Source organism: Synechococcus sp. R8-2, assembly GCF_047461715.1.
Taxonomy (GTDB): domain Bacteria; phylum Cyanobacteriota; class Cyanobacteriia; order Thermostichales; family Thermostichaceae; genus Thermostichus.
Window position 1 is genome coordinate 1 of the sequence record NZ_JANSHQ010000203.1, and the last position, 613, is coordinate 613.

1 pseudogene is annotated in these 613 nt (G+C 63.3%); it reads left to right on the forward strand.

Features of this window, described 5'->3' with window-relative positions:
* A pseudogene (locus NW819_RS05465) lies at window positions 1–613 on the forward strand (hybrid sensor histidine kinase/response regulator); the annotation flags it as partial.

Below are 613 nucleotides of genomic sequence, written 5' to 3' on the forward strand. Positions count from 1 at the left end.
TGCGCCAGATGCTGGAGCTGTTCAAACGTCCTGACGACCCGGCCACTCGACCGGCTCTGCAAGCTCTGGCCCAATCTTTGCAGGATTTGGGGCAATCTTCGGCTCTGGAACTGGGAGGCTGGACAGACTTGACCCGCTTGGTGGGCGAGATTTTGGCGGATCCCGGCCAGGATTTGCGACAACTGGCCCTGCCGGTGCTGCGAGATCTGAAGCAAGCCCACCAGGCTCTGGCCAATGGAGCGGCAAACACCATTCAGCCCTCGGCTGAGTTGCTGGCTTTCCGCCCTGTTCCGGCAGCCCCTGAAGAGCCAGAAGTCTGCGAGCCCTTCGAGCTTGGTCTGGCTTGGGAGTCTGAGGCAGAGCCGTCATTCCCAGAACCTGGGGGTGCCCCAGAGGATTGGGCTGCGGCTGCTGGGATCCCTGCGGAGGAAGGCGCTACCCCCGATCTGAGCTGGGAAGCGGTAACCCTCGCTGAGACATCCTTTCAAGAGGATGAGCCCGGAGCTGCCCTGTCGCCGGAGCAGGAGAGCGCAGAGGCAAGCGGAGATCTGGCGGCGGAACAGCCCTCATCCCTTTGGGAAGTGGGCACTGCTGAGGACTCCGTCCCGCTGGC